At 41.6% G+C, this 25,216-nt stretch carries 25 protein-coding genes; 20 read left to right on the forward strand and 5 right to left on the reverse strand.

Going from position 1 to position 25,216, the window contains the following annotated elements; all coding sequences use genetic code 11:
- The first annotated feature begins 78 nt into the window (after positions 1-78).
- The 12 genes from pdhA to MGG13_RS04360 all read left to right on the forward strand — a co-directional run bounded on the left by pdhA (position 79) and on the right by MGG13_RS04360 (position 11,070).
- Positions 79-1,194 (forward strand): pyruvate dehydrogenase (acetyl-transferring) E1 component subunit alpha, encoded by a 1,116-nt coding sequence (gene pdhA / locus MGG13_RS04305; RefSeq protein WP_133431094.1) that lies wholly within the window; start codon positions 79-81, stop codon positions 1,192-1,194.
- Between the two features lie 3 nt (positions 1,195-1,197).
- Entirely contained in the window at positions 1,198-2,175 is a 978-nt protein-coding gene (locus tag MGG13_RS04310) for an alpha-ketoacid dehydrogenase subunit beta (protein ID WP_133431093.1), read from the forward strand.
- Between the two features lie 76 nt (positions 2,176-2,251).
- Positions 2,252-3,553: a dihydrolipoamide acetyltransferase family protein gene (locus MGG13_RS04315; protein ID WP_133431092.1), complete on the forward strand. Its 1,302-nt coding sequence runs from the start codon at positions 2,252-2,254 to the stop codon at positions 3,551-3,553.
- 3 nt (positions 3,554-3,556) lie between these two features.
- On the forward strand, positions 3,557-4,963 hold the full coding sequence (gene lpdA / locus MGG13_RS04320) for a dihydrolipoyl dehydrogenase (RefSeq protein ID WP_133431091.1): 1,407 nt from the start codon (positions 3,557-3,559) through the stop codon (positions 4,961-4,963).
- Positions 4,964-5,029: 66 nt separating this feature from the next.
- The gene (locus tag MGG13_RS04325) at positions 5,030-5,311 is read left to right on the forward strand and encodes a UPF0223 family protein (protein WP_133431090.1); all 282 of its coding nucleotides are present in this window, start codon (positions 5,030-5,032) and stop codon (positions 5,309-5,311) included.
- A gap of 106 nt (positions 5,312-5,417) precedes the next feature.
- Positions 5,418-5,960, forward strand: coding sequence for a helix-turn-helix domain-containing protein (locus MGG13_RS04330; RefSeq protein WP_133431089.1), 543 nt, complete (start codon positions 5,418-5,420; stop codon positions 5,958-5,960).
- Positions 5,961-5,969: 9 nt separating this feature from the next.
- Positions 5,970-7,058, forward strand: a complete 1,089-nt coding sequence (locus MGG13_RS04335; RefSeq protein WP_239035496.1) for an ABC transporter ATP-binding protein — start codon at positions 5,970-5,972, stop codon at positions 7,056-7,058.
- Positions 7,055-7,858, forward strand: a complete 804-nt coding sequence (locus tag MGG13_RS04340; RefSeq protein WP_133431087.1) for an ABC transporter permease — start codon at positions 7,055-7,057, stop codon at positions 7,856-7,858. Before MGG13_RS04335 ends, MGG13_RS04340 begins: the two co-directional genes overlap by 4 nt.
- Positions 7,858-8,661, forward strand: a complete 804-nt coding sequence (locus tag MGG13_RS04345) for an ABC transporter permease (RefSeq protein ID WP_133431086.1) — start codon at positions 7,858-7,860, stop codon at positions 8,659-8,661. Before MGG13_RS04340 ends, MGG13_RS04345 begins: the two co-directional genes overlap by 1 nt.
- On the forward strand, positions 8,658-9,731 hold the full coding sequence (locus MGG13_RS04350; protein WP_133431085.1) for an ABC transporter substrate-binding protein: 1,074 nt from the start codon (positions 8,658-8,660) through the stop codon (positions 9,729-9,731). Before MGG13_RS04345 ends, MGG13_RS04350 begins: the two co-directional genes overlap by 4 nt.
- A 73-nt stretch (positions 9,732-9,804) precedes the next feature.
- Positions 9,805-10,623, forward strand: coding sequence for a DUF4064 domain-containing protein (locus MGG13_RS04355; RefSeq protein ID WP_133431084.1), 819 nt, complete (start codon positions 9,805-9,807; stop codon positions 10,621-10,623).
- 30 nt (positions 10,624-10,653) lie between these two features.
- Positions 10,654-11,070 (forward strand): hypothetical protein, encoded by a 417-nt coding sequence (locus MGG13_RS04360; RefSeq protein WP_239035497.1) that lies wholly within the window; start codon positions 10,654-10,656, stop codon positions 11,068-11,070.
- A 31-nt stretch (positions 11,071-11,101) separates the two neighbouring features.
- Here the strand turns inward: MGG13_RS04360 and MGG13_RS04365 are convergent, their stop codons facing one another.
- Positions 11,102-11,692, reverse strand: a complete 591-nt coding sequence (locus tag MGG13_RS04365) for a DUF1054 family protein (RefSeq protein WP_239035498.1) — start codon at positions 11,690-11,692, stop codon at positions 11,102-11,104.
- Between the two features lie 85 nt (positions 11,693-11,777).
- Here MGG13_RS04365 and MGG13_RS04370 point away from each other — a divergent pair, with 85 nt between their 5' ends.
- A complete protein-coding gene (locus tag MGG13_RS04370; protein WP_239035499.1) occupies positions 11,778-12,599 on the forward strand; it encodes an inositol monophosphatase family protein in 822 nt (273 codons plus the stop codon).
- Here MGG13_RS04370 and MGG13_RS04375 read toward each other — a convergent pair.
- Complete coding sequence (locus MGG13_RS04375; RefSeq protein WP_239035500.1) at positions 12,581-13,459, reverse strand: hypothetical protein; 879 nt, start codon at positions 13,457-13,459, stop codon at positions 12,581-12,583. The two genes, MGG13_RS04370 and MGG13_RS04375, sit on opposite strands and share 19 nt — an antisense overlap.
- Before the next feature lie 152 nt (positions 13,460-13,611).
- The gene (locus tag MGG13_RS04380; protein WP_133431079.1) at positions 13,612-13,797 is read right to left on the reverse strand and encodes a YlaF family protein; all 186 of its coding nucleotides are present in this window, start codon (positions 13,795-13,797) and stop codon (positions 13,612-13,614) included.
- Positions 13,798-13,892: 95 nt separating this feature from the next.
- On the opposite strand from MGG13_RS04380, the gene typA reads away from it, so the two are divergent.
- Both typA and MGG13_RS04390 read left to right on the forward strand, forming a co-directional pair.
- The gene (gene typA / locus MGG13_RS04385) at positions 13,893-15,737 is read left to right on the forward strand and encodes a translational GTPase TypA (RefSeq protein ID WP_133431077.1); all 1,845 of its coding nucleotides are present in this window, start codon (positions 13,893-13,895) and stop codon (positions 15,735-15,737) included.
- A gap of 1 nt (position 15,738) precedes the next feature.
- A complete protein-coding gene (locus tag MGG13_RS04390; RefSeq protein ID WP_133431076.1) occupies positions 15,739-16,065 on the forward strand; it encodes a YlaH-like family protein in 327 nt (108 codons plus the stop codon).
- Between the two features lie 269 nt (positions 16,066-16,334).
- Here the strand turns inward: MGG13_RS04390 and MGG13_RS04395 are convergent, their stop codons facing one another.
- Entirely contained in the window at positions 16,335-16,811 is a 477-nt protein-coding gene (locus tag MGG13_RS04395; protein ID WP_239035669.1) for a hypothetical protein, read from the reverse strand.
- 122 nt (positions 16,812-16,933) lie between these two features.
- On the opposite strand from MGG13_RS04395, the gene MGG13_RS04400 reads away from it, so the two are divergent.
- The 3 genes from MGG13_RS04400 (at position 16,934) to MGG13_RS04410 (ending at position 21,973) form a co-directional block, all read left to right on the forward strand.
- Positions 16,934-17,206: an Fpa/YlaN family protein gene (locus MGG13_RS04400; protein ID WP_133431074.1), complete on the forward strand. Its 273-nt coding sequence runs from the start codon at positions 16,934-16,936 to the stop codon at positions 17,204-17,206.
- A gap of 46 nt (positions 17,207-17,252) precedes the next feature.
- On the forward strand, positions 17,253-18,443 hold the full coding sequence (locus MGG13_RS04405; RefSeq protein ID WP_239035501.1) for an FtsW/RodA/SpoVE family cell cycle protein: 1,191 nt from the start codon (positions 17,253-17,255) through the stop codon (positions 18,441-18,443).
- Between the two features lie 104 nt (positions 18,444-18,547).
- The gene (locus MGG13_RS04410; protein ID WP_239035502.1) at positions 18,548-21,973 is read left to right on the forward strand and encodes a pyruvate carboxylase; all 3,426 of its coding nucleotides are present in this window, start codon (positions 18,548-18,550) and stop codon (positions 21,971-21,973) included.
- A gap of 28 nt (positions 21,974-22,001) precedes the next feature.
- Here MGG13_RS04410 and MGG13_RS04415 read toward each other — a convergent pair whose 3' ends face one another.
- Positions 22,002-22,913, reverse strand: coding sequence for a COX15/CtaA family protein (locus MGG13_RS04415; RefSeq protein WP_133431071.1), 912 nt, complete (start codon positions 22,911-22,913; stop codon positions 22,002-22,004).
- Between the two features lie 276 nt (positions 22,914-23,189).
- Between MGG13_RS04415 and cyoE the strand changes: the two genes are divergently transcribed.
- Both cyoE and coxB read left to right on the forward strand, forming a co-directional pair.
- On the forward strand, positions 23,190-24,101 hold the full coding sequence (gene cyoE, locus MGG13_RS04420) for a heme o synthase (protein ID WP_420827915.1): 912 nt from the start codon (positions 23,190-23,192) through the stop codon (positions 24,099-24,101).
- Positions 24,102-24,132: 31 nt separating this feature from the next.
- Complete coding sequence (gene coxB / locus MGG13_RS04425; protein ID WP_133431068.1) at positions 24,133-25,197, forward strand: cytochrome c oxidase subunit II; 1,065 nt, start codon at positions 24,133-24,135, stop codon at positions 25,195-25,197.
- The last annotated feature ends 19 nt before the right edge of the window (positions 25,198-25,216 follow it).

Genomic DNA, 25,216 nt, shown 5'->3' on the forward strand with positions numbered 1-25,216 from the left:
TTTGTTTAACACTAGAACAGTTTTGTGTTAGAATGATTCAAGTAAATATAAATATATCCGAAAGGTTTGGTGAATTGAATGGCTTCGAAGAAACAAGCACCATTCGATGCAGTATCAGTACTCAATGAAATTGAATCTAAGTTTGAAGTAGTTCAAGTTTTAGATTTAGATGGTAATGTCGTAAATGACGCATATATGCCTGACTTAACTGACGAACAGTTAGTAGAATTAATGGAAAGAATGGTATGGACTCGTGTACTTGACCAACGTTCTATCTCATTAAACCGTCAAGGTCGTTTAGGTTTCTATGCACCTACAGCAGGTCAGGAAGCTTCTCAGCTCGCATCTCAGTATGCGCTTGATAAAGAAGACTGGATTCTTCCGGGTTACCGTGATGTTCCACAATTAATCTGGCATGGTCTTCCACTGACTAAAGCATTCTTATGGTCTCGTGGACACTTTGTAGGTAGCCAGTTCCCAGAAGGTATGAACGCACTTGCACCACAAATCATCATCGGTGCTCAATATGTTCAGACTGCCGGGGTTGCGCTTGGTCTTAAGAAAAAAGGCAAACAGAACGTTGCAATCACTTACACAGGTGATGGCGGATCTTCACAAGGTGACTTCTATGAAGGTATCAACTTTGCATCTGCATTCAAAGCACCTGCAATCTTCGTTATCCAAAATAACAACTATGCAATCTCTACACCACGTGAAAAACAGACAGCTGCTAAAACATTAGCGCAGAAAGCTGTTGCAGCAGGTATCCCAGGTACTGTTGTAGATGGTATGGATGCACTTGCTGTTTACTTCGTAACGAAACAAGCTCGTGAACGCGCTATCGCTGGCGACGGTCCATCATTAATTGAAACAATGACATACCGTTATGGTCCACATACAATGGCAGGGGATGACCCAACTCGTTACAGAACTTCTGATGAAGATTCTGAATGGGTTAAAAAAGATCCACTTGTACGTTTCCGTAAATTCTTAGAAAACAAAGGTCTTTGGACTGAAGAAAAAGAAAACGAAGTAATGGAACGTGCTAAAGAAGAAATCAAAACTGCACTTAAAGAAGCAGATGGCACACCTAAACAGACTGTTTCTCAATTAGCAGAAATCATGTACTCAGGTGAAATGCCTGCTAACTTAAAAGAACAATATGAAATCTACAAAGAGAAGGAGTCGAAGTAAGTCATGGCACAAATGACGATGATCCAGGCAATAACAAATGCACTTCAAACTGAACTTAAAAATGACGAAAATGTCTTAGTATTCGGTGAAGACGTTGGTGTCAACGGTGGTGTATTCCGTGCGACTGAAGGACTTCAAAAAGAATTCGGCGAAGACCGTGTATTCGATACACCACTTGCTGAATCAGGTATCGGTGGTTTAGCTGTTGGTTTATCTTTAACTGGTTTCCGTCCAGTTATGGAAATTCAGTTCTTCGGATTCGTATTCGAAGTATTTGACTCAATCGCAGCTCAATTAACTCGTCAGAACTTCCGTTCAGGCGGTACTAAACCAGCTCCTGTTGTTATCCGTGCACCATTTGGTGGTGGTGTTCACACACCTGAACTTCACGCAGATAACTTAGAAGGTTTAATGGCTCAGACTCCAGGTCTTAAAGTTGTTATTCCGTCAAATCCTTACGATGCTAAAGGTCTTCTGATCTCAGCTATCCGTGACAACGATCCAGTTGTCTTCTTAGAACATATGAAATTATACCGTTCATTCCGTGCTGAAGTACCTGAAGAAGAGTACACAGTTGAAATTGGTAAAGCGGCGGTTGTTCAAGAAGGTACAGATCTTTCTATCATCACTTACGGTGCAATGGTTCAGGAATCAGTCAAGGCAGCAGAAGAACTTGCAAAAGACGGTCACTCTGTAGAAATCGTTGACTTACGTACGGTTCAGCCGCTTGACATTGAAACTATTATCGCTTCAGTTGAAAAAACTGGCCGTGTTGTAGTGGTTCAGGAAGCTCAAAAACAAGCGGGTGTTGGTGCGAACGTTGTTTCTGAAATCTCAGAACGCGCTGTACTTAGCCTTGAAGCACCTATCGCACGTGTGGCTGCAGCAGATACTGCTTACCCATTCACACAAGCTGAAAATGTTTGGTTACCAAACAAAGATATGATTGTTGAAGCTGCAAAACGTACTTTAGAATTCTAATTTCAGTAATTCGTGAAAAGTACGTAAGTACTTTTCACTCCCATATATAATTAAGATTATTTAGGAGGAACTTATAGTGGCATTTGAATTTAAATTACCGGCACTTGGTGAAGGTATTTTCGAAGGTGAAATCGTTAAGTGGTTCTTTAAAGCTGGCGACACTGTTAATGAAGACGATATTTTATGTGAAGTACAGAACGACAAATCTGTTGTTGAAATCCCATCACCAGTATCTGGTACTGTTACAGAAGTAGTAGCAGAAGAAGGTACTGTTGCAAACCTTGGTGACGTAATCATCAAGATTGATTCTCCTGATGCACCTGCTGACTCTCATGCTGAAGAAGCTAAAGAAGAGCCTCAAGCAGAAGCAAAAGAAGAAACTAAAACAGATGCTCCAGCACCAGCTGCTGCAACACAAGCAACTGATGTTGAAGTTGACGAAAATCGTCGCGTTATCGCAATGCCATCTGTACGTAAATTTGCTCGTGAAGAAGGCGTTAACATTAAAGCCGTTCAAGGTACTGGCAAAAATGGTCGTGTCTTAAAAGAAGATATCACAGCTTACAAAAATGGTGGTGCTGCATCAGCATCTGCAGAAGTGGCTTCAGCTCCAGCAGCACAAGCGACAGAAGCAGCTGTTACTCCAGCTCAACCAATCGCTTCACCGGAAGGCGACTTCCCAGAAACTCGTGAGAAAATCCCTGCAATGCGTAAAGCAATTGCTAAAGCAATGGTTAACTCTAAACATACTGCGCCTCACGTAACATTAATGGACGAAATCGATGTTCAACAATTATGGGATCACCGTAAAAAATTCAAAGAAGTGGCTGCTGAACAAGGTACTAAACTGACATTCTTACCTTATGTCGTTAAAGCGTTAGTTTCAGCTCTTAAAGCATACCCAGCACTTAACACATCTCTTGATGATGCAACTGAAGAAGTTGTTCACAAACATTACTACAACATTGGTATCGCAGCAGATACTGAACGTGGATTACTTGTACCAGTCGTGAAAAACGCTGACCGCAAATCAATCTTCGCTATCTCTGATGAAATCAACGAACTTGCTGTTAAAGCACGTGACGGTAAACTGGCACCTGCTGAAATGAAAGGTGCATCATGTACAATCAGTAACATCGGTTCTGCAGGTGGTCAATGGTTCACTCCAGTTATTAACCATCCAGAAGTTGCTATCTTAGGTATTGGCCGTATTGCTCAGAAGCCAATCGTTAAAGACGGCGAAATCATTGCGGCTCCAGTACTTGCGTTATCACTCAGCTTTGACCACCGTCAAATCGATGGTGCTACAGGTCAAGCAGCGATGAACCACATCAAACGTTTATTAAATAATCCAGAATTATTATTAATGGAGGGGTAAAGAATGGTAGTAGGAGATTTCCCAATTGAAACAGATACTATTGTAATCGGTGCAGGTCCTGGTGGTTATGTTGCAGCAATTCGTGCAGCACAACTTGGACAAAAAGTAACAATCGTTGAGAAAGGCGCTCTTGGTGGTGTATGTCTTAACGTCGGCTGTATCCCATCAAAAGCTTTACTTGCAGCTTCTCACCGCTATGAAGTAGCAAAACACTCAGAAGATATGGGTATTTCAGCTGAGGGTGTTAAAGTAGACTTCTCTAAAGTTCAAGAATTCAAAAACAGCGTTGTTAACAAATTAACAGGCGGTGTAGGTTCTTTACTTAAAGGTCGTAAAGTTGAAATCGCTGAAGGCGAAGCTTACTTCGTTGATGCAAACAACTTAAAAGTGATGACTGATAAAGCGTCACAAACTTACACATTCAAAAATGCAATTATCGCAACAGGATCTCGTCCAATCGAAATCCCTAACTTCAAATTCGGTAAACGTATTATCGATTCTACAGGCGCTTTAGCATTACCTGAAGTTCCTAAAAAGTTAGTAGTTGTCGGTGGCGGTTACATCGGTTCTGAGCTTGGTACTGCTTACGCTAACTTCGGTACTGAAGTCACTATTTTAGAAGGCGCTAAAGACATCTTAGGCGGATTCGAAAAACAAATGACTCAAATCGTTAAAAAAGGCTTAAAAGCTAAAGGCGTTACAATCGAAACAGAAGCAATGGCTAAATCAGCTGAAGAAACTGAAAACGGTGTAACAGTGACTTATGAAGTAAAAGGCGAAACTAAAACAGTTGAAGCTGATTACTGCTTAGTAACAGTAGGTCGTCGTCCTAATACAAATGATATCGGTTTAGAAGAACTTGGTGTTAAATTAACAGATCGTGGTTTAATTGAAGTTGACAAACAAGGTCGTTCATCAGTTGAAAACATCTTCGCTATCGGTGATATCGTTGCTGGACCACCACTTGCTCATAAAGCATCTTATGAAGCGAAAATCGCTGCTGAAGCAATCGCAGGCGAAAAATCAGAAGTGGATTACCTTGCAATCCCTGCTGTATGTTTCACTGAACCTGAACTTGCAACAGTAGGTTACACTGAAGCAATGGCGAAAGAAGAAGGTCTTGAATACAAAGCTTCTAAATTCCCATTCGCAGCTAATGGTCGTGCGTTATCAATCAATGCATCTGAAGGTTTCGTAAAATTAATCTCTCTTAAAGAAGATGGATTATTAATCGGTGCTCAAGTTGCTGGTTCTGGCGCATCTGACATCATCGCTGAACTTGGTTTAGCAATTGAAACAGGTATGACTGCTGAAGATATGGCAATGACAATCCACGCTCACCCAACATTAGGTGAGATCTCAATGGAAGCAGCTGAAGTTGCGCTTGGTCACCCTATCCACACTATGTAATACTTTTCAATCAGATTCAAAAACGCTATTCTATTTATAGAATAGCGTTTTTTTATGGAGGTCAATATGGAATATAGTTATCCACTGGATTTAGACTGGACACCAGATGAAATGGTCGCTGTTGTCGATTTTCTAACAGCGATTGAACAGAGCTATGAAAGTAAAATTGAGATCAATGAACTCAAGAAAAAATACGATCTCTTTAAACAGGTCTGTCCTGGCAAAGCACAAGAAAATAATATTTATAAGGACTTTAAGAAAGTATCAGGTTACGATGGTTATCCCGTCATCAAGAAAATGCGAGAAGAACTCGGTACACAGACGCAATTGATTTCTATGGCAAAATAATAATGAATATCCCCCTTCGTGTTGTTTAAATGCATTAATTTTGATAAATTATAAGTAATGTTATTAAACTTATTGTTTATTATTTTTAAACAGAAGGGGGTTTGTTATGGATATTGGTAAAAAAATCAAGGATCTCAGACGTCAGAAGAATCTGACCCAGGAAGAACTCGGTGAGCGCACAGACTTATCAAAAGGCTATATCTCACAGTTAGAACGTAACTTAAGTTCTCCTTCTATGGAGACATTCTTTAATATACTGGAAGTACTCGGCGCTAAACCAGCTGACTTCTTCAGTGATGCGCTTTATCAGCAGCAGATTCATTATCCTTTATCAGAACAGACATTATATGATGAATATGATAATGGTTATCTGATTAACTGGCTCGTACCCGAATCAAATGACTATGATATGGAGCCTGTTATTATTACTTTAAAGCCGGGAGCTGAATACAAAAAGTTTGAGCCTTCTCCGTCAGAGAGCTTTATGTATGTGATGGAAGGTCGAGCTTCTATCAGAATAGGTCGTAAAGTTTATACGGCTGAGCAGCACGAATGTTTTTACTTTAAGGCGAATGAATCTCATCAGCTGTTTAATCAGGAGAAAGCAGAAGCGAAAATTCTCATTGTCGCAACTGAATCTTATTTATAGGAGGAATATATGGACAAGTTTATTGCATTTCAAGATGTGACGAAAGTTTATGATGGTAACCCGGTACTCAAAGGGGTTAACTTTGAGATTGAGGAAGGCAAGTTCTATACGTTACTTGGACCTTCAGGATGTGGTAAGACAACGATTCTGCGCCTGATTGCAGGTTTTGAGAAACCGACTTCCGGTGATGTTTATTTTGCAGGTAAACGTATCAATGATGTGCCGGCGAATAAACGTCAGGTCAATACCGTCTTTCAGGATTATGCGCTTTTTCCACATCTGGATGTCTTTGAGAACGTCGCATTTGGTCTCCGTATCAAAAAGATGGATAAAGCAACAGTCGAAACAAAAGTACTGGAAGCCTTAAGACTGGTGAAGCTTGAAGGATACGCGAAGCGTCGTATTTCAGAGATGAGTGGGGGTCAACGCCAGCGTGTTGCTATTGCGCGTGCTATCGTCAATGAACCTGAAGTGATACTGCTGGATGAACCGCTTAGCGCACTGGACTTAAAACTGCGTACAGAGATGCAGTATGAGTTGCGTGAACTGCAGCAGCGTCTTGGTATTACCTTTATCTTTGTCACACATGATCAGGAAGAGGCACTTGCGATGAGTGACTATATCTTCGTGATGCGTGATGGTCATATTGAACAAAGTGGGACACCGCTTGATATTTACGATGAGCCGGTCAACCGTTATGTCGCTGACTTTATCGGTGAATCGAATATTATTCCTGGCCGCATGGTGCGAGATTATGTCGTGCAGATATACGGCAAGGAATATACATGCGTAGACAGAGGCTTTAAGCCGAATGCCGAAGTTGATGTGGTTATCCGACCAGAGGACTTAACGGTCACATCTGCTGCTGAAGGGAAGCTTCAGGCACGTGTAGACTCCCAGCTGTTCCGAGGGGTACACTACGAGATCTGTCTGTTTGATGCAGAGGGCAATGAATGGATCTGTCACTCTACGAAACCGGCGCCAGTCGGAGAAGTAGTCGGTTTAACTTTCTCTGAGCAGGCGATTCATATCATGCTGCCGGGAGAGACTGAAGATGAGTTTGATGCACGAATTGAATCTTATGAGGTACAAGCATGAGAGAAGCAAAAAAATATTTTCTGATTCCTTATCTGATATGGATCATCTTCTTCATCATTCTGCCTCTTGTCTCGATATTTTATTCCAGCTTTATTGGTCTCGATGGCAAGTTCACGCTGGAAAACTATGCTGATTTCTTTACAGGAACATATCTGCAGATGACTTTGACGTCATTCTTATATGCCTTTATCATCACGTTTTTCTGTTTAGTTATTTCATATCCAGTGGCGCTTGCTATACGCAACACGCGCAACAAGCAGTTCTGGCTGCTGCTGATTATTCTGCCGACGTGGATTAACCTGCTGCTTAAGACTTATGCCTTTATCGGTATCTTAAGTAAGGAAGGGACATTTAATGATATCCTGTCATTCCTGCATCTGCCCCATACGCAGCTGCTGTTTACGAGCACAGCCTTTATCATCGTCTCGATTTATATTTATATTCCATTCATGATTCTGCCGATCTTCAACAGCATGGATGCGATTCCTGAGAACCTGATTCAGGCGTCACGGGATCTTGGAGCAGACAGATGGACCACATTTAGAAAGGTCATCATGCCGCTGTCGTGGGAAGGCGTGAAGACAGGTATTCAGATTACCTTTATCCCGGCGCTCAGTCTCTTCATGATTACGCGTCTGATTGCCGGTAATAAAGTTGTGAACCTCGGTACAGCCATTGAAGAGCAGTTCCTTGTCACACAGAACTACGGCATGGGTTCAACGATTGCCGTCTTCCTGATTCTTTCTATGGCACTTGTCATGATCTTGACCAAGCAACGTGAAAGTGAGGGCAGAAGCTAATGAAACTACAATCTAAAATCGTCTTAGCGATTACAATGCTGCTCTTATATTTCCCGATTTTCTTTTTAATGTTTTATTCATTTAACAGTGCGGGTAATATGAACCATTTTGAAGGATTTACGCTCGACCATTATAAAGCCGTCTTCCAGAACAAACGACTGATGGTCATCATCTTTAATACGATTGCTGTGGCACTGATTGCGGCCAGTATTTCAACTTTGATCGGCGTCTTTGGTGCACTCGGCATTCATTATATGCGTAACAAGAAACTGAAGATTGGCTTACTGACTTTAAATAATATTCTGATGGTGAGTAGTGACGTCGTAATCGGCTCTTCGTTCCTGATTTTATTCACAATCATCGGACATTTTACAGGTCTCGGTCTTGGATTCTGGTCAGTCCTTATCTCACATATTGCGTTCTGTGTACCGATTGTCGTACTCATGGTCCTGCCGAAACTCTATGATATGAATGAGTCACTTATCAATGCAGCGACAGACCTTGGTGCTTCTACTTACCAGACGTTGTCAAGAGTCGTGATACCGCATTTAATGCCTGGCGCGATTGCAGGGTTCTTTATGGCCCTGACATATTCCTTAGATGACTTCACTGTCAGTTTCTTCGTGACCGGCAATGGCTTCAGTGTGCTATCTGTTGAAATTTATTCAATGGCGCGTAAAGGTATCTCTATGGAAATCAATGCATTATCAACCATTCTATTTGTTGTCGTCATGGCGATTATTGTCGTCTATTACTTCATCACGAATAAAAGCGAAAATAAACGAAGAGGAGCGATCCGATGAAAAGATTATTGCAGTTAGTGGGTGTTTCTCTTCTTATAGCGGTTCTTCTCCTCGTTTCGACAAGATTTATCGATCCACCGCCTAAAGCAGGCAAAGGCAATGTGCTGTATGTCTACAACTGGGGTGAATATATGGATCCTGACCTGCTCAAGAAGTTTGAAAAGGAAACAGGTATCCGTGTTATTTATGAAACATTTGATTCGAATGAATCCATGCTCGCAAAAATCAAGAATGGGGGTACACACTATGACGTCGCTGTCCCAAGTGAGTACGCCATTCAGAAGATGAAAAAAGACAACCTGCTTATTCCGATTGATCATCAAAAACTGCCGAACCTGAAAAATATAGACCCGGACTTTCTTGATAAAGACTTCGACCCAGGCAATGAATACTCAATTCCTTATTTCTGGGGAACAGTCGGCATCCTCTTTAATCCGGAGACGACTAAAGGCATCGATTTCTCCAGCTGGGAAAGTCTGTGGGATAAACGTCTGAAAAATAACGTGCTGATTGTAGACGGTGCACGTGAAGGTATCGGCTTTGCACTTAACAGTATGGGAGAGTCATTAAACGAAAAAGATTCTGCTAAACTCGTGAAAGCAGAGGATAAACTGAAGTCTCTTGCACCTAATGTTCGCGGTGTCGTCGGTGATGAGATCAATACGATGATGGTTCAGAAAGAAGCGGACGTGGCCGTCGTCTGGAGTGGTATGGGTGCTGATATCATGACAGAGAATGAAAACCTGGATTTTGTCGTGCCAAAAGAAGGTTCCAATCTCTGGTTTGATAACATCGTCATTCCAAAGACTGCTCAGAACGTCGACGGTGCACATCAATTCATCAACTTTCTGTTAGATGCGAAAAATGGTAAACAGAATACGGAATGGGTCGGTTATGCAACACCGAACAAAGCGAGTTACCAGCTCCTTGATAAAGAAACACGTGAAGATGAACGGTTCTACCCAAGTCCTGCTGTCAGACAGAAACTCGAAGTCTATGAGGATTTAGGACCAGAAAAAATCGCAGAATATAACGAAAGATTTCTGCGCTTCAAGATGTCACTTAAGTAGTCTGCAATTTTATATGATTATCATTGCTTCATGAGGGTATTGAAATATTAAATACAGTTAAGGAGATGAAAATATGGCGAGAAGAGAGTATACACAGACAGTGAAACCTGTCAGCAGAATTCCGGAGAAAATCTTTGGATGGTTAGGCTGGTTATCACTGCTCGGATTATTAGGACTCGGTCTTTATTCATTACTTGTATCTGGTAATGATCCGAACTTTATGAATGAGATGGAACGTCAGTTGAGTGAAAACCCTCAGCTATCAGATTTCCGTGATTTGATGGCTCAGAATAACATGACAGTACCTGAGTTTGTCAGCTACATCATGAAAATTGCCTGGGGCATCATGGCTTACTTAGCGTTACCTCTTATTTTAGGTCTCATTGGATTATTATCAATGAAAAAACGTATTTTAGCAGGGGTTATGTTATTACTTGCTGGATTACTGACTGCGCCTTTATTCGTGACAATCGCTTTATTCTGGATTCCTTTATTCTTCTTCATCGCAGCAATTCTGCTGTTTGCACGTAAGGATAAAGTCATCCGCAACGAAGACTATTATCACGATCATGAAACAGTGTCTTATGACCGTGAGCGCGAGGCAGCACCTGTCTATGTAGACCGTGACGCTGACATCGAACGTGATCGTTATAACGACATTGATCGTACAGAACGTGAAGGTGTGTATGTAGACCGTACGGAAGAAGTTGAGCGTCCTCAGGAAACAGTTGTGACAGAAGAGCGTACTGTTGAAACAACACCTGTTGATACAGACGATACTGTAACTTATCACCGTTCTGAGGGTGACCGCGTGAAGTACGTCGACAAAACAGTTGATGCGACAGAAGAGCGTCGCCAGAACTACAATAACCGTATGAACAACAATGACTAAAAAGAGCTGAAAAGCTCTTTTTTTGTAAGTATGAAGAAAATCTTACTGGTTATTTCACTTATCATTACTGGAGCGGTTATGCTCTTCCCGCTTAAAATAATGATTCTGACTTTTGACCCCGGTTTTATCAATGAGTTTACAGGCGGCTGGAATCACCGTATCAGAGAAATGATACAAGAAGAACGAATCTCTTATTCACAAGGCATGCTGCTGATTTTTAATTACGAAATGACGGTCAGTGTTATGCGAAGGGCGGTACTTGGCCTGAGCATCTGGCTGGTGAGTTTAGCAGCTGTACTTATAACAGCATTGAATGTAACACGAAAAAGTCTGTTAAATATTTTGCTTGTGGTTGCAATCGTCATCTCTCTTCCGCTAGTGATTGTACCCGTTCTTTTGATCGGAGTACTCATCGTAGTGAATATGAAAAAGTCTCTGACTGATTAGGTCAGAGACTTTTTAAATTGAGGGAAGTGAGTTATGTGAGTTCTATCAGCTTCAAGAAAGTATCTTCTACTTCTTTCAGAAATACTTTGTCAGATTTTAAAGCCGGATGTCCAGGCTCGTATATTTTACCGAAAAGAAGCTCACCTTTTTTGACATTTTTAAGACGAAGAATATTGTCATGAAGTGCTTCTTCTTCTATGGCTTCACTTGCTTCTTTCATATGGTCTCGCCTCATGATGAAGTCTTCCAGAGCAAGTATTGTCTTTTCTTTTTTCAGGAAAGTTTCTGCTGTTTTATCTTTCTCAGGTGATTCATATATGACGCCATATAAAACAAAGACATGGGATCCGAATAAGCCTATCTGGAAATGAGGCAGCATTTTATAGCCGCGTTTATGAGTTGAAAAAGCGACCCACGTGTCATTGGGTGGATTTGTTGTTCGTCTTAAATGTTTGGCTACATGTGGATAGTAAGTTTCTCCTGTATGGGCTGTTAAGAAATCACTGAAATACTCACCTAGATTTTCAAGTTTCGGGCGAGTAGTTTCAATGAGGGCGGCCATTCGATTTTCAAGACCGTCTATTTCAAAAACGTTGAAGTCTTTTTTTGTAAAGTGATACATCTTGTCCTCCTACTTTTGTTAAACCAATTAATTTTGATTGAATGGTGACTCATGTATAATAGAATTAAATCAAGGAGGAACGCTTATGTCAATTTATCAATTCGCAAAGTCAATCGCGCTTCTTGCAGGACAGAGAATACGAGAAGAACTGTCTCAGGAAATTATTATAGAAACAAAATCCAATCCTAACGATTTAGTGACCAATATGGATAAAGCGACAGAAGCTTTTCTGGTCTCACAGATCAATGAACAATATCCGGATCATCGCATCATCGGTGAAGAAGGACATGGCCAGGATGTGACGGATACGGAAGGGTATCTCTGGGTGATCGATCCAATTGATGGTACACTGAATTTTGTTCATCAGCAGCAGAATTTCGCAATTTCCATCGGTATTTTTCATAATGGTGAAAAATATGCAGGCGTCATCTATGATGTGATGAACGATAAACTTTATCATGCTGAAGCGGGTCACGGTGCATACTTAAATGATCAGCAACTACCTGCACTAAAAGATACAAAGCTTGTCACATCCATTATCTCCATGAATCCGAACTGGCTGACAAAAGAGCGGACACGAGATATGTATGTACCGATTGTGCAGGCAGCACGCAGCGCCCGTAGTTACGGCTCAGCAGCACTTGATTTTGCCTATGTTGCACTAGGTATTATTGATAGTTACATTACACTTAGACTACACCCCTGGGACTTCAGCGGTGGTCTGATAATCGCTGAAGAAGTGGGCGCAGTTGTATCTAACCAGTTAGGCGAGAAGCTTGATCCGCTGCATTCCAATTCTATACTTGTTGCAAATCCAGGTCTGCACCAGGAACTGCTTAATGATTATTTAGGGCCATACCGTTCCCGTTTAAGTGAAATTCATCAAGGTCAATTCTCTAACAGATAATAAGTGCCTTTCGTTTTACCTGCTGTATTAAAGTGCTTCTTTAACAGAGAAGCCACTTTTGCAGCAGGTATTTTTTTGTTGCACCACTTGTACATAATATCCTTTGTCAGTCTATTTTCAGGATAGAGGGACATGTATTCATGTGCAGCTCTTATAAATGCCTGCTCAAGCTGAGAAATTTCACGGCACTTCAGACAAAGGATGAGATGATGGTGAAAATTAAATTCTGATAGTTGTTCACAATGAGGACAGCGAAGTCCGTTTTTAATGCTCGCGGCTACTTTGTAAGGTACATCCGTCGTTTCAGCAAGCTGTATAGCAGAATAGCTTAAGTTTATTTTAGATGTCGTCATCTGAGTCAAATAGTCAGGTAGTGTTTCTGCTGTCAGAATCATTCTGTTCTGACTATGCGCATCCAGTTCAAAATCAGGACTGAGACATACTGCCCGCATCTCGATGTTCAGTGTTCGGTCCATCAGATATTGAAGGCCAAGTTTGATGCTCATCAGCTGTGCTAAGTCTTCATGGATTCTGCCGGAAAAAAACTCTGTGAGCATCCCTTGATGATTAATGGTGTGTAAGCCCTGATAAGTGTTTAGTTTTAGCAGGTGAATCGTATCAGATTCGACTAGAATGACATTTAAATGAATGTTACGGTGATAATCCTGATAAGTATAATGCCAGATGACATCAACTTTAGCGATCACTTCCGGCGTTAAAAATGCTTCAAACTGTTCTTCCATTGATTTCTGATGGGTGAGTGACTGTAACATGTGCAAGTCATTTTCAGATAAAGTAGAACGATGGCGAAGCGCCTCTAGACGGGCAAGTACAGGATAAGTTCTTTTTTTGACAATCATGACCTCTCTCCTTTCATTCTTAATTTATAATGGAAGGACAGGACTGACAAATCGCAGAAAATGCTGAAAATAAATAAAAGACCAGCAGTTTTTGATAAACTGCTGGTCTTTCATCATTTTTAGTGATAAAAGTGGATGGTTTTGAAGAAAATTTACAGCCAGTGATTTTCGCGGTATTTTTTCTTCAATGTAAATCCATAACCAAGTATGACGACAAAAAGGATAATGCTGATCAATATTGTTAAGACACTGCCTTCAGCAAGACCGGCACTGATACCGATCATGCAGACGACTGCAAGAAATGCAAGCAGCAGAAAAATGGCTTTACTTTTTTTCATATGATTCCCTTCGTACAGCTATATAGTATAAATTTCTGATATATGCTATAATATCACAGTTACATAATAAACTGTAGATGTGAAAGGGACATAACATGACAAATTACAGAGAAGATGTGCGTAACATTGCCATCATCGCCCACGTTGACCATGGTAAAACAACATTAGTAGACGAATTATTAAAACAATCAGGTATTTTCCGTGCAAATGAACATGTTGAAGAACGTGCAATGGATTCTAACGCGCTTGAAAAAGAACGTGGAATCACGATTTTAGCGAAGAATACAGCTATTGACTATAAAGGAACACGTATCAATATCCTGGATACTCCAGGCCACGCCGATTTCGGTGGGGAAGTAGAACGTATCATGAAAATGGTAGACGGTGTAGTTCTTGTTGTAGATGCTTACGAAGGTACAATGCCACAGACTCGTTTCGTACTGAAAAAAGCGCTTGAACAAAATCTGAAGCCAGTTGTTGTTGTTAATAAGATTGACAAACCATCTGCGCGTCCAGAAGCAGTTCTTGATGAAGTATATGATTTATTTATCGAACTTGATGCCAATGATGACCAGCTGGAATTCCCGGTTGTTTATGCGAGTGCAATCAACGGTACAGCAAGTCTTGATGCAAGCACACAAGATGAGAACATGCAGTGCTTATATGAAACAATTCTTGAATATGTTCCGGCACCGATCGATAACCGTGACGAGCCGCTTCAGTTCCAGACAGCTTTACTTGATTACAATGACTATGTAGGGCGTATCGGTATCGGACGTGTCTTCCGTGGTACGATGGAAGTCGGTCAGCAAGTTGCGTTAATCAAGATTGACGGTACAGTGAAAAACTTCCGTGTGACGAAAATTTTCGGTTTCTTCGGCTTATCACGTGTCGAAATCGAAAAAGCATACCCAGGTGACTTAATTGCCGTTTCTGGTATGGAAGACATCAACGTAGGTGAAACAGTGACACCTGTTGATCACCAGGAGGCATTACCAGTTTTACGTATCGATGAACCGACATTACAGATGACTTTCTCAGTGAATAACTCACCATTCGCTGGTAAAGAGGGTAAGTTCGTAACGGCTCGTAATATTCAGGACCGTTTAGAATCTCAGCTTGAAACAGACGTATCATTACGCGTTGAATCAGTTGGGCCGGATTCATGGACAGTATCAGGTCGTGGTGAACTTCACTTATCTATCCTGATCGAGAACATGCGTCGTGAAGGCTTTGAACTTCAAGTCTCTAAACCAGAAGTCATCATCAAAGAAATCGAAGGCAAAAAATATGAGCCTTATGAACGTGTACAGATTGACGTACCTGAAGAGAATACAGGTTCAGTCATCGAATCACTTGGAACACGTAAAGGTGAAATGGTCGATATGAGCACGTCTAACGGTCAGACTCGTCTGATCTTCAATGTGCCTGCACGTGGCTTAATCGGTTACCGTACTGAATTCATGTCTATGACACGTGGTTATGGTATCTTAAACCATACATTTGATGAATACCGTCCGTACCTTCGTGGTCGTATCGGTGGCCGTCATAATGGGGTTCTTGTCTCAATGGATAAAGGGGTTGCAAGTACATATGCAATCTTAGCATTAGAGGACCGCGGCGTTAACTTCATGGAGCCTGGTACAGAAGTATACGAAGGGATGATTGTCGGTGAAAACTCTCGTGACAATGACTTAACAGTTAATATCACAAAAGTAAAAGCAGCGAACAATATCCGTTCAGCGACTAAAGAACAGACAACAACAATGAAAAAACCAAGAATCATGACGCTTGAAGAAGCGCTTGAATACATCAATGACGATGAATTACTGGAAGTTACACCTGAGTCTATCCGTCTCAGAAAGAAAACTTTAGATAAAGCACAGCGTGAACGTGAACAGAAGAAAGCAAAAGCTGCTGCTTTAGCAGAAGAGGAATAAGATGCTCGGCTTAAGTAAAGGTGTCAGCACAAATCCGTCCGAACGTCTTTCTTTCCTTGCGAAGCTTTTCCAGGTGGATACACATCCACAGCAAGGTATGTGGATGCTGTTGATTGCGATCTTTATCTTAAGCGCCATCGTATATCACCTCGGTTTTGCACGTAAATTGAAGCTGTGGCAGAATATTGTGATCTATATCCTGCTTTTCCTGGGCTGTATCTTACTGACATTCCTGGCTGTCTTTTTGCCAGTCGGCGAAAGTCTGATACTGGCAGCTATCGTCTTCGGTCTTTATCGACTGAGACTGCATAATGAACGTAAACAGTAAAAATGAACCCGCACAGATTATCTGTGCGGGTTTTGTTGTGGAGTGAAAGAGGTGTGTGTGGTGGTTACGGTTGATAACGGCGATTTATCGCTGGTGACTAGGTTTAGGCGGGTGAATTCGGTGAGTTACGGTTGATAACGGCGATTTATCGCTGGTAACTAGGGTCAGGCGGATAAATTCAGTGAATTACCGTTGATAATAATGATTTATCGCTCATAACCCAGCTAAAATAAAAAAAGTGATGAACAATTCCGTTCATCACTCGTATCTTATATCACTTCAATTGCATTGACATGCTCAATCTTCTGACGATATTCACTGTCATAGATAAAGGCATCGACCATACCGTCTTCATAAAGACGTTTACCATTCTTAGAAAACTGGAAGAACAGCTTGTCGACGTCGGCAAGCTTAATATCTTCGTGTTCACTGCCATTCGATAATCTGATAACTTTAGCATCTGCATTCGGTTCTGTAATCGCGAAAAAAGGCGCCAGATTGATGACATATGTACTTTCAAGCAGCTGCTGTTTCTTGAACTTTTTCTCTGAATTTAATGTCGGTGGTTTTGCGCCGCCTTCTAATATATCACGGTTCCAGGCTTTATTATCTTTGAATGAAATAGGCTCAACGCCTGTCGTTTTACCTGCTTCCATCTCTTCAATCGTAATTTTACGATCATCAAAAATCCACGTCGATGGATCAAGCGTGATTTTAAATTTAACATTCCCTTGTATTTGTATAATCAAGTCCCTCACTCCTTTGATATAATTCTATCACAAGCCCCGTCCGTCATGTACTTTTGCTTGATTTTTATACAGGGCTACTATAAACTTTTAAAGTATAGAAGAAAAAGGGGTGTATGTCTATGGAACCAGTCGATTACAAACAACAGGCATATGACCAGCTTAATCAGGATGCAGAAAAAATACTGCAGCTGATTAAAGTTCAGATGGATAACTTAACGATGCCCCAATGTCCGCTTTACGAAGAAGTCCTCGATACGCAGATGTATGGTCTGAGTAAAGAAGTGGAGTTTGCCGCGAAGATTGGATTAATAGATAGAGAATTTGGAAAAACTCTGTTATCCGGCCTGGAAAAAGAACTTTCCAAGTTACATGATGCATTTACCAACGTCTAGAGCAGGTGCTTTAGACTATTTTTTATTAGAATTGAGTGGTTGAGTTGTGAATCAGTTAAGAAGGTTCTCTAAATACATAAAAGATTATTCCAAGTATGTTGATTTTTCGCTTTTGATTACCTACATCGTTTTATGTACAATCGGTCTCGTCATGATTTATAGCGCAAGTATGGTCGGCGGTCCTCGTGGGATGCTGTCTGGTGCAGGGGCTGTCAGTTCAACTTACTTCTACAAAAGACAGCTGTTTGCAATTATCTTAAGTTTCGGCATCGTCTTCTTTATGACTTACTTTATGCATATCAATATCATTAAAAATAAGCGTGTCCAGCAAAGTTCAATCATCGGTGTACTGATTCTTCTGATCGCGACGATGCTTTTCGGTACAGAAGTCAATGGTTCGAAGAGCTGGCTGAATACGGGTATTATGATGATACAGCCAGCTGAATTTCTGAAGATCGTCACGATCATCTATTTAGCTTATATTTATGATAAAAAGAAAAATCTGAATCAGATGAGCCTGGATCTGGTAGCGCCTATTATTCTGATAGGTTTCTGTTCAGGACTTGTCATGCTTCAGCCGGATATGGGATCAACGCTCCTTATATTTATGATTATCATCAGTATTTTGATGTACTCAGGAATTGCTTTCTATACGATGTTAAAAACGGCTGCAGTCATTTTTGGGGTTGCCTGCGTTTCTCTTCTTTACAACTTAATGGCTAACGGCAGTCTCTTATCTCCTCACCAGGTCGCGCGTTTCGAAGTACTGAAGAACCCTTTTAAAGATGAGAGTGGTATTGGTTATCATCTCTCCAATTCTCTGATGGCAATAGGTAATGGTGGCTTATTCGGCCGTGGTCTCGGTAACGGTATTATGAAGCTTGGTTACTTGCCTGAACCGCATACCGATTTCATCTTTGCGGTTATTTCGGAGGAACTCGGATTAGTGGGTGTTATTATCATTATTTCACTCCTGTTCTTTATCGTTTATAAAGGGTTTATGTATGCAGCACTTGCAACATCTATGTTCTATCGCCTGATCTGTATTGGTGTGGCAAGTTATATCGGGATACAGACTTTCATCAATCTGGGTGGTGTAGTGGGGCTCATTCCATTGACAGGGGTGCCTCTCCCGTTCTTAAGCTACGGTGGGTCCAGTATGCTGAGTCTTTCTATTGCAGTCGGTTTGCTGCTGATGGCTTCTAAGCACGTTAAACAGGAGCGCTTAAACCGTTAAATAACTATATCGTCACATCTTGAAATGTCAGAGTGATTGTTCATATTGTATAATAAACGTGTCAGCAGGGCTGGCATGTTTTTTTTATTTTGAGGAGGATGACTATGCGCCAAATTACGAAGATTTTAGCAGCAAACCGCGGAGAAATTGCGATCCGTATTTTCAGAGCGGCTACTGAACTGGGTATTCCGACAGTTGCCATCTATTCCAAGGAAGACAGCCGGTCCCTGCACCGTTACAAAGCGGATGAAGCTTATTTAGTGGGTGAGCACTTAAGTCCAACTGAAAGCTATCTCGATATTGAAGGCATCATCAGTATTGCTAAGAAGTGTGGTGCTGATGCGATTCATCCAGGCTATGGTTTCCTGAGTGAAAACGAAACATTTGCACGCAGATGTTTAGAAGAGGGTATCATCTTCATTGGACCTGAACTGCGCCATCTTGATATGTTCGGTGATAAAGTGAAGGCTAGGAGTCAGGCCACTGCTGCTGAACTGCCGGTTATTCCCGGCACAAAGGAAGCGGTCCAGTCTTTTGATGAAGTGACATCATTTGTAAAAACACATGGCTTTCCGATCATCATTAAAGCTATCTCCGGAGGCGGAGGTAAAGGGATGCGGATCGTCGAACATGCAGATGAACTGGAAGATGCCTACACAAGAGCAAAATCTGAAGCACAGAAGTCATTCGGCAACAGCGAAGTCTATCTGGAGAAACTGATCAAGAATCCGAAGCATATCGAAGTTCAGATCTTAGGTGACCAGCACGGCAATCTCGTCCATTTATTTGAGCGTGATTGTTCTGTACAGAGACGTCACCAGAAGATTGTGGAAGTGGCACCTTCTGTCGGATTGTCCGAGGAGATGCGAATGAAAATCTGCGATGCGGCTGTTCAGCTGATGAAGAAAGTCGGCTATGTTAACGCCGGGACAGTCGAGTTTTTAGTCGCTGATGACGCATTCTATTTCATTGAAGTCAATCCTCGTGTACAGGTTGAACATACGATTACTGAGATGATTACAGGCGTTGACATCGTCAAGACACAGATTCTGATTGCTGACGGTGAAGCACTTCATGACACGCGTATAGAGATGCCGCAGCAGGAAGAAATTCAGACTTTAGGCTATGCCATTCAGTGCCGTATCACAACAGAAGATCCACTCAATAACTTCATGCCGGATTCAGGTACCATCATGGCTTACCGTTCAAGCGGTGGTTTCGGTGTCAGACTGGATGCGGGAGACGGATTCCAGGGGGCAGAGATTTCTCCTTATTATGACTCGCTGCTGGTTAAAGTATCCACTCAGGCGATCACATTCAAGCAGGCAGAAGAAAAGATGATTCGCTCATTAAAAGAAATGCGTATTCGCGGTATTAAAACGAATATCCAGTTTTTAATCAATGTGGTGAAGCATCCTGTATTTGTCAGCGGCGAATATAACACAAACTTTATAGATGCGACACCTGAATTGTTTGATATTCAGGAACCGAGAGACCGGGGCACAAAGACACTTGAATATATCGCTTCAGTCAGTGTGAATGGTTTTCCTGGCGTATCACATGAGAGACCTGATGTACTGATTCCACAGTTGAATTATGAAAAATCATTGACGGGTTCAAGACAGCTCCTGATGGACGAGGGTCCAAAAGCTGTAGCGAAATGGCTGAAAAGTCAGAAGGACGTATTAATCACTGATACGACCTTCCGTGATGCCCACCAGTCACTTCTCGCAACACGTGTCCGCACAAAAGACATGATGGACGTTGCACCTGCGACCAGCAGACTGCTGAAAGATGCATTCTCACTTGAGATGTGGGGCGGTGCAACGTTTGATGTGGCCTATAATTTCCTGAAGGAAAATCCGTGGGAAAGACTGGAACAGTTAAGAGAAGCCATTCCCAATGTGCTATTCCAGATGCTGTTACGAGCGTCGAATGCGGTCGGTTATAAAAACTACGCCGATAATGTCGTCGAGAAATTTGTAGCTGAAAGTGCAGCTGCAGGGATTGATGTCTTCCGTATCTTTGATTCACTTAACTGGCTGGACCAGATGAAAGTCGCTAACGAAGCGGTACAAAAAGCAGATAAGATTTCAGAAGGGGCCATCTGTTACACAGGTGATATTTTAAATCCACAGCGTTCTGACATTTATACGCTGGACTATTATGTCAAGATGGCTAAAGAAATGGAGCGAGCAGGTTTTCACATTCTTGCGATTAAAGACATGGCAGGACTCTTAAAACCGGAAGCGGCTTATCAGCTGATTGGTGAACTGAAAGCGGCAGTTGATATGCCGATTCATCTTCATACCCATGACACAAGTGGTAACGGGATAGCCACTTATTCGAGAGCAATCGATGCAGGTGTGGATGTTGTTGATACAGCACTCGGTGCGATGAGCGGACTGACGAGTCAGCCGAACGCCGGCACTCTTTACCATGCAAGACTTGGCACAGAGCGCCAGATTGCTGCAGACATTGAAGGACTGAATGAACTGTCTCATTACTGGGAAGCTGTACGTCCGCTGTACACCAGCTTTGAAAGTGATATCAAGTCGCCTAGTGCTGAAGTCTATGCACATGAAATGCCGGGCGGACAGTATTCAAACTTAAGACAGCAGTCAGCGAGTCTGGGTCTTGGGGAACAGTTTAATGACGTCAAGGATATGTATCGCCGTGTGAATTTAATGTTCGGGGATATCGTCAAAGTAACACCGTCATCTAAAGTGGTCGGTGATATGGCGCTTTATATGGTGCAAAATGACCTGGACGAGGAATCTATCTTTGCCAAAGGGGCAGCACTCGATTTCCCGGAATCTGTTGTCCAGTTCTTTAAAGGTGAAATCGGACAACCTGTCGGTGGTTTCCCGGCAAGACTGCAGCAGCTGATTTTAAAAGGACAGCCTGCACTTAAGAGCCGCCCGGGCGAAACCATTCCGGATGTTGACTTCGCGGCGCTTGAGGAAGAGCTGAAAGAACTGCTGAAAGCAGATGTCTCAGCACAGGATGTCATCAGCTATGCGCTCTATCCAAAAGTCTTCCTGAGCTTTAAAGAGACAGAGAAACGGTTCGGTAATATTTCAAAACTTGATTCTAGACTCTTCTTCTATGGCATGCAAAAAGGAGATATTGTGGCGATAGAAATCGATAAAGGTAAAACATTGATCGTTAAACTGATCAATATTGGTCATGTCCATGCAGACGGCTATCGCTGGGTTTATTTCGAAATGAACGGTATGCCGCGTAAAGTCTATGTTAAAGATGCAGCAGTAGAAGTCACTTCAACTGCTGCACGTCAAGCCGATCCCTCAGACCCGACTCATATCGGTGCACAGATGCCGGGCACAGTAGGAGAGGTGAAAGTGAAAGCTGGCGAGAAGGTCGTTAAGGGGCAGGTTCTTCTTGTTACAGAAGCGATGAAGATGGAAACGTCTGTCCAGGCTCCTTTTGCAGGAACAATCAAGGAAATCAATGTTGAAGCAGGAAGTACGGTTAAGACAGGAGATTTATTAGCAGTGATAGAACAATAAAAAAGGAAGGTCAGCTGACCTTCCTTTTTTATTGTCTTAATTTAGCTCTGGATATCAGTAAGATGAAATAGCAGAGTAAGCCGAATAGTAAAGTGATGAAGAGTGCGTGTAACAACGCGATATAAAGATTGACGCCGCTGAAAACAGTAAGTGCGCCGGTCGTGACCTGCAGACAGATCAGAATAAAGGCAGTCAGATAACCATATTTAATGACGCGGTACTGTGCGTAATTCTTAACGGCATGATATGTGATGTACGCAAGCCAGATAAAGAGTATCAGTGCCAGTGTACGGTGACTCATCTGTACCCATTCATAGAAATTCTGAGGCATCTGAAACTTACCGGGCTGACAGAGCGGCCATGTAGAGCAGGCAAGACTTGCTTTTGTATGTCTGACGAGAGCGCCACTATATATTACAAAGTAGATAAAGCTCGTAAGCCCGACTGTATGATAGCGCAGTGGGTTTTTGATGATCAGCTTTGTCGCATCAAATTTCTGGTCTACTTCGAAGATCAGAAGCATCAGCAGAAACACGGAACTGTAACTGATCAGCGAAATACCGAAATGAAGCGCTAAAATAAAACTATTCTGCTGCCAGACAACTGCCGCAGCTCCGATTAATGCCTGAGCAAAAATAAAACCAATACTCATGATACAGAGAAATTTTGTTTCTCTTTTATGGCCGATATGCTTCATGCTGAGTATGACGAGCCAAGTCACTGATAAAAGTGCAAGTCCTGAAACACCTCGATGCGCAAGTTCGATCAGTGTTTCCTTTGGAATATAAGTGGGCATGATTTTACCATGACAGAGCGGCCAGCTTCTACCGCAGCCATCTGCTGAACCCGTCTTTGTAACCAGTGCACCTCCTATTTGTACGAAGAGCATCAAAATAGTCGTAAAGACTGAAAGCCATTTTAAGTTTTTTTCTTTTAACAACCTGTTCACCTCTGAAGTTCTAGTGGTCACGAAATTCGAAAACAATTCTTTCAATATATATGTTAAAATATTTCCGGATTATCATTTCATGTTTGAGTCCATATGTTATAGTATAACAATGTTTAGTAACTGTAAATGTGTCACATATGTGAATACTCTCTCTCATCAGTTACAGTAAAATGTTATCATTTTATTTCTGAAATATATAGAATTTGTGTCAACTTTGATTTATTATTGTTATTATATGCGTCAGGTGTGTAAAGGAGGTTGGAAATGCTGAATGAAAATGTCATCATTCCGATTGATGATAGCAGATTAACAGCAAAAGATATTAAAGCTGTGATCAAACTTGGACTGGTGCAAGGTAACTTAATTCCGACATTTGTCGGGGGCTGGCTTGCAATTATTCTGACGGGTCAGTCGTTCCTGGGTAGTATGCCGGAACTCATTGCAATGCTGGTAGGCTCTGTTTTAATTATGGGCGGTAGTTGTGCATTAAATAATTTTTACGATCAGGATATTGATGCTTTGATGCCGAGTAAGATGAACCGACCAAGCGTAACAGGTAAAATCAGTAGTAATCAACTGCTGATGCTTAGTCTGATACTGATCGTTGTCGGACAGGCGCTTCTGTTTTCTATTAATATGACAACGGGTATCATTGGTTTTCTTGGCATATTCGGTTATGTCATTCTCTATTCTGTATGGTCTAAACGTCATTTAGTGTCAAACACGATAGTAGGGAGTTTTCCTGGAGCAGTTCCGCCGCTTATTGGCTGGGCAAGTATCGATCCTGACTTATCGACAACAGCCTGGATGCTCTTTATCATCATGTTTGCCTGGCAACCCGCTCATTTTTATGCACTTGCAATTAAGCGTAAGGATGAATACGGCTTAGCCAATATCCCGATGCTGCCAACTGTCAAAGGCTTCAAGCGTACAAGGCTTGGCATGCTCTTATGGGTACTCGCATTATTGCCGACTCCATTCTTTATGGCAGAGCTAGGTAACGTCTTTGTTATACTGGCAACAGTACTCAATGTCGGCTGGCTGCTGCTTGCATTATCAGGCTTTCGCGCGAGCGTTAAAGAAGCAAAATGGGCTATGCAAATGTTTATCTATTCTTTAAACTATTTAATGATATTTTTTGTTATGATAGTGGTAGTTACTTTAATTCAAATGATTTAATTATGAATGAGTGAAAGAGGGGTTATTTTTAATGAACAAATTGAAGAACACAAAATTGTTTGGCCTGTTTTTTGTTCTGGCAATGGCTTTATCAGGTTGCGGTAAGCCATACTTATCCGCACTTCGTCCAGCAGGGGAAGTGGCACAGGAGCAGTTCAACCTTATGATGCTTGCTGTGTACATCATGATTGGCGTTATTTTAGTCGTTTTTATTATCTTCATCCTGGCTGTTCTCAAGTTCAGACGTGGTAAAGTCGGCGAGAACTTTATGCCTAAACAAGTTGCAGGTAATCACAAGCTTGAAATCATCTGGACGACAATTCCAATTATCTTACTTCTTATCTTAGCGATTCCAACAGTATCTCTTACATTTAAGTTAGCAGATACTAAAGCGATGGATAAAGTCGATGAAAAAGGTAAAAACAAAGAAATGATCGTCAATGTTACAGCGAACCAATACTGGTGGGAATTTGAATATCCAAACCAGGAAGTTGTGACTTCTCAGGAATTAGTGGTTCCAACTGACACTAAAGTTTATTTCAGACTTCATGCAGCAGATGTAAAACACTCATTCTGGATTCCAGCTGTCGGTGGTAAGCTTGATACAAACGTTGATAACATCAACAAGTTCTACTTAATCTTTGATTCTAAAAAAGCAAAAGAAGCAGACAATGTCTTCTACGGTAAATGTGCTGAGTTATGTGGACCTTCACATGCTCTGATGGACTTCAAAGTTAAAGCAATGGACAAAGCAGACTTCGATACTTGGATTAAAGATATGCAAGGTACTAAAAAAGCAGTAGCAGCTACAAGTGATCAAGCTAAAGAAGGGGAAAAAGTCTTTAAGCAATCATGTATCGGTTGTCACGCTGTTACACCAACAGGTAAAGGCGCTAAAGGTCCTAACTTAACAACATTCGGTGAACGTACACGTATCGCAGGTGTATTAGAGCACAACGAAGAGAACCTTAAAAAATGGATCAAAAATCCTGACAGTGTTAAACCAGGTAACAAAATGACGGGTCAGTACAAAGTTTCTGACAGCGACATTGATGCACTTGCTGCTTATTTAATGGAACGTAAAGTCGAGAACTAAAGTTTAAAGGGAGGTTACA

Origin of the sequence: Macrococcus brunensis, from assembly GCF_022343725.1 — a bacterium.
Taxonomy (GTDB): Bacteria; Bacillota; Bacilli; order Staphylococcales; family Staphylococcaceae; genus Macrococcus; species Macrococcus brunensis.

Coding starts and splice junctions, on each gene's coding strand:
- MGG13_RS04380 (WP_133431079.1), bottom strand. CDS start 13,797: ATGAAAAAAAGTAAAGCCATTTTTCTGCTGCTTGCATTTCTTGCAGTC.
- coxB (WP_133431068.1), top strand. CDS start 24,133: ATGAACAAATTGAAGAACACAAAATTGTTTGGCCTGTTTTTTGTTCTG.
- MGG13_RS04330 (WP_133431089.1), top strand. CDS start 5,418: ATGGATATTGGTAAAAAAATCAAGGATCTCAGACGTCAGAAGAATCTG.
- MGG13_RS04410 (WP_239035502.1), top strand. CDS start 18,548: ATGCGCCAAATTACGAAGATTTTAGCAGCAAACCGCGGAGAAATTGCG.
- MGG13_RS04310 (WP_133431093.1), top strand. CDS start 1,198: ATGGCACAAATGACGATGATCCAGGCAATAACAAATGCACTTCAAACT.
- MGG13_RS04365 (WP_239035498.1), bottom strand. CDS start 11,692: ATGTATCACTTTACAAAAAAAGACTTCAACGTTTTTGAAATAGACGGT.
- MGG13_RS04345 (WP_133431086.1), top strand. CDS start 7,858: ATGAAACTACAATCTAAAATCGTCTTAGCGATTACAATGCTGCTCTTA.
- MGG13_RS04340 (WP_133431087.1), top strand. CDS start 7,055: ATGAGAGAAGCAAAAAAATATTTTCTGATTCCTTATCTGATATGGATC.
- lpdA (WP_133431091.1), top strand. CDS start 3,557: ATGGTAGTAGGAGATTTCCCAATTGAAACAGATACTATTGTAATCGGT.
- MGG13_RS04390 (WP_133431076.1), top strand. CDS start 15,739: ATGCTCGGCTTAAGTAAAGGTGTCAGCACAAATCCGTCCGAACGTCTT.
- MGG13_RS04335 (WP_239035496.1), top strand. CDS start 5,970: ATGGACAAGTTTATTGCATTTCAAGATGTGACGAAAGTTTATGATGGT.
- pdhA (WP_133431094.1), top strand. CDS start 79: ATGGCTTCGAAGAAACAAGCACCATTCGATGCAGTATCAGTACTCAAT.
- MGG13_RS04350 (WP_133431085.1), top strand. CDS start 8,658: ATGAAAAGATTATTGCAGTTAGTGGGTGTTTCTCTTCTTATAGCGGTT.
- typA (WP_133431077.1), top strand. CDS start 13,893: ATGACAAATTACAGAGAAGATGTGCGTAACATTGCCATCATCGCCCAC.
- MGG13_RS04325 (WP_133431090.1), top strand. CDS start 5,030: ATGGAATATAGTTATCCACTGGATTTAGACTGGACACCAGATGAAATG.
- MGG13_RS04360 (WP_239035497.1), top strand. CDS start 10,654: ATGAAGAAAATCTTACTGGTTATTTCACTTATCATTACTGGAGCGGTT.
- MGG13_RS04355 (WP_133431084.1), top strand. CDS start 9,805: ATGGCGAGAAGAGAGTATACACAGACAGTGAAACCTGTCAGCAGAATT.
- MGG13_RS04370 (WP_239035499.1), top strand. CDS start 11,778: ATGTCAATTTATCAATTCGCAAAGTCAATCGCGCTTCTTGCAGGACAG.
- MGG13_RS04400 (WP_133431074.1), top strand. CDS start 16,934: ATGGAACCAGTCGATTACAAACAACAGGCATATGACCAGCTTAATCAG.
- MGG13_RS04375 (WP_239035500.1), bottom strand. CDS start 13,459: ATGATTGTCAAAAAAAGAACTTATCCTGTACTTGCCCGTCTAGAGGCG.